At 56.4% G+C, this 6503-nt stretch carries 5 protein-coding genes; all 5 read left to right on the forward strand.

The annotated features are described in order from the left end of the window. The first annotated feature begins 21 nt into the window (after positions 1 to 21). Positions 22 to 885: a prepilin peptidase gene (locus HWE04_RS10870; protein WP_241812411.1), complete on the forward strand. Its 864-nt coding sequence runs from the start codon at positions 22 to 24 to the stop codon at positions 883 to 885. Positions 886 to 1494: 609 nt separating this feature from the next. Continuing rightward, complete coding sequence (locus HWE04_RS10875; RefSeq protein WP_241812412.1) at positions 1495 to 2103, forward strand: hypothetical protein; 609 nt, start codon at positions 1495 to 1497, stop codon at positions 2101 to 2103. 196 nt (positions 2104 to 2299) lie between these two features. Continuing rightward, positions 2300 to 2941 carry a hypothetical protein gene (locus tag HWE04_RS10880; protein ID WP_241812413.1) on the forward strand — a complete coding sequence of 214 codons (642 nt, stop codon included), beginning with the start codon at positions 2300 to 2302 and terminating at the stop codon, positions 2939 to 2941. After that, positions 2938 to 3543, forward strand: a complete 606-nt coding sequence (locus HWE04_RS10885) for a hypothetical protein (RefSeq protein ID WP_241812414.1) — start codon at positions 2938 to 2940, stop codon at positions 3541 to 3543. The genes HWE04_RS10880 and HWE04_RS10885 overlap by 4 nt, the downstream gene beginning before the upstream one ends. Continuing rightward, on the forward strand, positions 3540 to 6503 hold a 2964-nt coding region (locus HWE04_RS10890; protein WP_274620098.1), incomplete at its 3' end, for a calcium-binding protein. The genes HWE04_RS10885 and HWE04_RS10890, both read left to right, overlap by 4 nt.

Below are 6503 nucleotides of genomic sequence, written 5' to 3' on the forward strand. Positions count from 1 at the left end.
TCTCCCTTCAAGGAACACCGCATGCTTATCTTGCCCGACATGCCTTATGACCATCCCCTCGTCGTCTTCTTCATGACCTTGATGATCGGGCTCTGTATCGGCAGCTTTCTGAACGTGGTGATCTACCGCCTGCCCCTGATGCTCGAGGCCGCTTACAGCTCCACCGACAAGGAGGCGTCGCCCGACAGTGAACAGGAACCGGAGATACCGTCGCCCGCCATGACGCTGGCCTGGCCCGGCTCCCATTGCCCGGCCTGCAAGCGGCCGGTACGTGCTGCCGAAAACATCCCCGTCCTGAGTTACCTCTACCTGCTCGGCCGTTGTGCCGGCTGCAAGACCTACATTCCGGTGCGCTATCCGCTGGTCGAATTGGCCTGCGCCGTGGTGACCGTCGCCACCGCCTGGCACTTCGGCCCGACGATGCAAACCGTAGGGACATGGCTGCTGCTGTGGACGTTGATCGCCCTCTTCTTCATCGACCTCAATCACCAGATCCTGCCCGATTGCCTTACCCAGCCATTGCTCTGGCTGGGGCTGTTCTTCAATTCGTTTGCCGCCTTCGTGCCGCTGCGCGAGGCCTTCTGGGGTGTGGCTGCGGGATACGCGGCGCTATGGAGCATCTACTGGATCTGCTTCTATTTCACCGGCAAGGAGGGGATGGGCTACGGCGACTTCAAGCTGCTTGCCGCGCTCGGCGCCTGGTTCGGCTGGGGACCGCTGCTGCACATCATCGTGCTGGCCTCCACCGGTGCGGCAGTGGTCGGCCTGTGGCAGACGAAAGTGCGCCACCGTGACCCCGACCAGCCCATGGCCTTCGGCCCCTACCTGATTGTCGCAGGCCTGGCGGCTTTGGTCTGGAAGGAACAACGGTGGCTTGTCCTCTGACGTCATGGAAAAACGCTTGCTTGACTTTTTTCGGACCATCGTCGATGTCGCGCACTTTGCCGTTGCGCGCTCGTCCCAATGGCCGCGCCGGCACAGGAGACCTAACGATGCCGGGCACTTCCTCACGAAATATCTCATGTGCTTCATCGGAGGCTGCCTTGCTTCCTGTTTGATGCTTTTTCTAGCGAAACAACGATTTATTCCGCCTCAAAAATTTCTCACAATCGCGTTCTTTCTAGCGCCGTTTTTGACTGCATGTCTCTTCCAGGAGATTGGACGCTATTGCAGGCGTATTGATGCATCGACCAGCCCTCGCGATTACTCCTTGCAAGTGCTTTGGTATTGCTCAGGTTTCGCCTTGATCAAATTCTTCTATTTGTCCGACGCTTAGCGAAGAAAAAATCAGGCGCTATGCGGGATCGATATCTCCGATGGATCTGCTTTCTGGCAATGGTCACTAGAAAATTTTTCAATCGGATTTTCACCCCATAGATAGGTCAACCTGATGAATACGGAAAGAACTCGTCACGCCCCTCCCCCCGCCCCATCGGCTCCTTCCACCCAGTCTCTGGCCATCCAGCTGACATCCCTGCCGGGAGGGTCGTTCGCATGAACATGAATCATCCTCCAGGCCGGTGGCAAGCACTCCTCGATGTACTCTCCGGCCCACCGCCCAATGAAGCGGTCCTGGCCACACGGAAGGGCAAGCCATTCTGGCTCCGTCATCGCATTTTCCTGGTGGGGATGCTCACTTCCCTGACTCTGGTGATCGCCCCGGAAGTGGTCAATCAATGTAATCGGGTCCCTGATCCCTCCACACTGCAAACGCTGGATGTCCGCATTCTGCGCACCGACCTGACCAGCCCCCACCTCTTTGTCGAGCTACCCGACGGACAGCGGCGGAACATGGAGTGGCCGGCTGACCTCGGCTTGGGTAGACCCCTCCCATCGCGAGCCTGGACCGACGCCCAGCGCGAGAGCCTGCCAGGATGCCTGGCCACCGTCCAGGGTGCTCCATTAATGCTGACGCCGAGCGACCGGTTCCGGATCTGGACACTCGATTGCCCTCACAAAAGTATCAACATCGATTTCAGTGCCACCAGCAAGCGCCACGCGCAAGACCTGAATGAACGGCTATTGATTTCGCTGGGTGTCCTGCTCGCGTGCAGCCTGATGAATTTGCTCGTTTTTCTTCGAGAAAAAAGAGGTCATTTATAAGCTTTAAGAATGTCGTGCCATTCGTCCCGGCGGTAGCTTTGGCACACCACTGACATCTCTCAGTTCGGCGTGGACCTGAAATATCTCAATGGTTCAACTTCGCGTCCGTTCCGGATCACATTGCCTTCATCAGCGATGCCACCGAAGAAATTGGCCGGTGATTCTGCCGACCTTTTCAGATTCCAGGAAGTAAAAAATGATCGAGATATCGAGAGAAGACGCTTCCAAGGAAGCGCTTGAATCAGCGCCGCCCGCCAGGCGGAACTGGAACGTGGTTTTGAAATACATCGCTGTGATCCTGGCGATTCCATTGCTGGCGAAGCTCATCGCCTCACCAGCCTTCCTGATTTTCCGGGACGCCTCCCCGCTAACGTCATTGCAAATTTACTGGCGCTATTTGTTCTCAAGGGACATCGCGATCTCAGAAATCATGCCCGGAGAAAAATTTTGTGCCGCGGGTCGATACGACAGCTTTCAATCCAGTGACTTTTCGAATCTGTTGGGTAAGGCAGAGCGTGAGGCGGCTGATGCCGAGTTGACCAGCAGCGATCCCTTTGTCTTCAGCGCTAACACGGCAATCGTAAAGGTGATTGGGCCTGACCAAAAATCGGGAGCGTTTCTTTCAAGAGTTTTTATTTATGGTGGGTTGCTCAACCAAGAAAAGAAAGGAGGATGCGTCGGCAAGAATGGGTTCATCAGAATCAAGAAGCGAAATGAACTTTTATATCTTTTGATTGGAGATCAGGCTTCCGATCCGTCACTCACTTCGACCACAGGCTTCCCTATCAGGCTCTTCGAGAGTGACTTGAAATCCTTGTCTGACGGGGTGCGAGCATGAACCTGAATCGTCCTCTAAGCCGATGGCAGCGATTGATAGACAAGCTCTCCGGGCCGCCCAATGAAGCCGTACTGGCCACGCGCAGGGGCAAGCCATTCTGGCGTCGATACCCTCAGACTTCGTGGGGAATGCTCCTTTCGCTAGTACTCTTGATCATCCCCGAGTGCGTCAATCAATGGAATCGTGTGCCTGATCCGGCCACCCTACAAACATTGCAGGTGCGCATTCTGCACACCCAACTGACCGAGCCGCATCTTTTTGTCGAGTTGCCTAACGGCGAGCGGCGTCAGATGGAGTGGCCGATTATTGTCAGCGCAGGCGGAAGGTTCCGTTCCTATGAGTGGACCGACGCGCAACGCCAAAGCCTACCCGGATGCATGGCCACAATACAAGGTGCTCCATTAAAGCTGACGCTCACCAAGCGATTCCGAATATGGGCCATCAATTGCCCCGAAAAAAATCTCAGCATCTCATTCAATTCCACAAGCAAGAGCCACTCTGAACGCCTGACCGCCAGATTGGCGATGGGACTCTTTGTTTTGGTCCCTTGCTACCTTTTTTATTCAGTCATTTTTCTTCGTGAGAAAAGAGGTCAACTATGAGCAATGAAAATATCGCATTAATAATTCTGACTGGTGGATTCGGCACGCATCTGAACGCCGCCAATGTCGGAGTTGGCGCAAAAAACCCAGACGGCACCTTCAACACGACCGGCACAGTAATCGGGGTTGCGCAAACTACACACTCGGTAGTGGAATTTGCCACCATCGGCAGCAGCGCAGCGAAATACATACCTGGCGCGGGTCTATTCATAGGTCTATTTGGTGCCTTGGACAGCGGCAGTAATATATATGAAGCCAACAAAAAAGGGACCCCCATCCAGCAATCCGACGTCGCAGGCCTGATCGGCAACGTGGCATCAGTGATCGGCGCAGGCGCAGCACTGATCACCGTGGGTGGAGCGGTCATTCCTCTGGTTGCGACCGTAGGCACCATTGCAACCGTGGTGGGCGTAGGAGCAAGCGCCTATCAGTTGGTCGCCGGTGCGGCTGGCTGGAAAATCGATGCCGATCGCAATGTCACCCCGCTGCCGGTTACGGATGACGGCGGGCGCAACATCGTGAAGAGCGGAGACCGCGCCACTGACCAGATCACCAAGAGCGTGGTCAAGGCCATCGATGCCCTGACCAAAGCGGGGATGGAAACCGACACGATTGCAGAGATCATCGGTCAAGCCATCGCTCAGCACGCGGGTGAATCCGGCACTGGCATTTTTGGCAGCCCCCTGGATCTGGACAGGAACCACGATGACGCCATGGGCCAAATCTATGATCGCTGGGCCAATAGCCACAATATTGGTGGCAATGGCGGCTACGACCCTCTTATTCTCGATCTCGACGGCGACGGGATAGAAACCCTTGCGCTCAGTGCCAACGTCCACTTCGACCACGATCTAAGCGGCTTTGCCGAACAGAGCGGCTGGGTCGGACGCGACGACGCCCTGCTGGTGCGCGACCTCGACGGCAACGGCAAGATCACCAGCGGTGCCGAACTGTTTGGCGACCATACCCGGCTTGGCAATGGCGCGTTTGCAGCCGATGGATTCGCCGCACTCGCGGATCTGGACAGCAATGAGGACGGCGTGCTTGACGACAATGACAAGGACTTTTCCAGTCTCAGGCTTTGGCAAGACCGCAATGGCAACGGCATCACGGATGCCGGTGAGCTGAGCGAGCTGGGCGCGGCGGGTGTCAAGACGCTCAATATGCACTTTTCCCACACCAACGACACCGATGGAGCCGGCAATGCCCTGCGTCAACTGGGCAGCTATGTGGCTACCGACGGCAGTACCCGCAGCCTGGGTGATGTCTGGTTTGCCGCCAACACCATGCGCAGTGTGGCGCTGACCGAAGTGGCGCTCAGCGAGGCCATTGCGCAACTGCCGGAGCTCCCCGGCATGGGCAATACCCTGAGTCTGCGGCAAGCCATGACGCAGGATACGAGCGGGCTCCTGCAACGCCGGGTGGAATCTATCATGAGCATGGCAGATCCAATCGCCCGGCGCGCTGCCTTCGACGACCTGTTATTGAGCTGGAGTGGCGGCGATCGTCGCGCCGCCAACAGTCGCGGCAACTTCATCAACGGACGCATCCTCTACGCGCTTGAATCCCTGACGGGCTTGGCCTGGTTGGGTGGAGGCAATCCCATCAATGAAGCTACGGGCCTCAGTATCCTGGCGATCTGGCAGGACCTGGGCGATCGCCTCTACGCGCGTTGGGAAGTACAGACGACCTACAAGGAAGATTTCAGCCAGTTCGGTCTGACCTGGAACATGTCGAACAAGAGCTTCGTGCCGAATGCCATACCACTGGTCGCATCGTTAAAAGCGACCCTGCAAAGCGCGCCGGACATGACCAGCATGCACCTGCTTGGCCTGGGGGAAACCTTGCGTCAACTGGGTGATAGCGGATTGCCCTACCTCGACGCCTTGCACCTCGCTGGCCAAGACGATGAATCTGAACTGGGCCGGCTATTGGCTTCCACAGGCAAGGCCGGGGCATTCGTGCGGGGAACCAGCGCGAATGACACGCTCAGTGGAGACGAAAACAACAATTACATGGTCGGTGGCGACGGTAGCGACAGGCTTTTCGGCAATGATGGCAGCGATACTCTCATCGGCGGCAAGGGCAACGATTACCTGTACGGTGGTGGCGGCAACGACATCTATGTCTTCAACAAGGGGGATGGCATCGATCTTATCAGCGACAATGACCGCGTCGTCGGCAACCTCGATATCCTGCGACTCGGTAAAGGCATCAATGCGGCTGACACCGTCGTTGCACGATCCGGCAATCATTTGACCCTGACCTGGGGCACTGACGCCGTCACCATCGAAAATTTTTTCCTGACAGGCTATTACTACATCGAGAAGATCGCCTTCGATGATGGCACGACCTGGACCTATTCCGACCTGGCGTCCCGCCTGACCCAGACCGGCACTTCCGAAAACGAAAACTGGACCGGATTCGGAGACCAGAACAACCGCATGCTCGGCATGGCGGGAAATGATGTGCTCACCGGGGGCCGACTTGCAGATACCATCGAGGGCGGCAGTGGCGATGACACCCTCTATGGCGGCGACGGCGACGATACGCTATCCGGCGACAAAGGAAATGATTATCTGAATGGTGGTCTGGGCAACGACATCTATGTCTTCAATCAGGGCGATGGCGTCGAAACCATCAACGACTATGACAACAATGTTGGCAACATCGATACGCTGCGACTGGGTAAAGGCATCAAGGCGGCAGACACTGTCTTGGCGAGATCAGGAAATCATCTGACCCTGACCTGGGGTACTGATGCCATCATTGTCGAAAATTATTTTCTGGAGGCCCACTATCAGATCGAAACAATTCTCTTCGATGATGGCACGACCTGGGCCTATTCCAACCTGGCGTCCCGCCTGACCCAGACAGGGACCTCCGAAAACGAAAACTGGACAGGATTCTTTGACCAGAGCAATCGCATGGTTGGCTTGGCAGGAAATGATGCTCTTCAC

The sequence above is a fragment of the Herbaspirillum sp. C7C2 genome, from assembly GCF_022627865.1.
In the GTDB taxonomy this organism is placed as follows: Bacteria; Pseudomonadota; Gammaproteobacteria; order Burkholderiales; family Burkholderiaceae_D; genus Herbaspirillum; species Herbaspirillum frisingense.

Excerpts from the sequence above, each read along its gene's own strand:
- HWE04_RS10880 (WP_241812413.1), top strand. The coding sequence starts at position 2,300 with ATGATCGAGATATCGAGAGAAGACGCTTCCAAGGAAGCGCTTGAATCA.
- HWE04_RS10875 (WP_241812412.1), top strand. The coding sequence starts at position 1,495 with ATGAACATGAATCATCCTCCAGGCCGGTGGCAAGCACTCCTCGATGTA.
- HWE04_RS10885 (WP_241812414.1), top strand. The coding sequence starts at position 2,938 with ATGAACCTGAATCGTCCTCTAAGCCGATGGCAGCGATTGATAGACAAG.
- HWE04_RS10870 (WP_241812411.1), top strand. The coding sequence starts at position 22 with ATGCTTATCTTGCCCGACATGCCTTATGACCATCCCCTCGTCGTCTTC.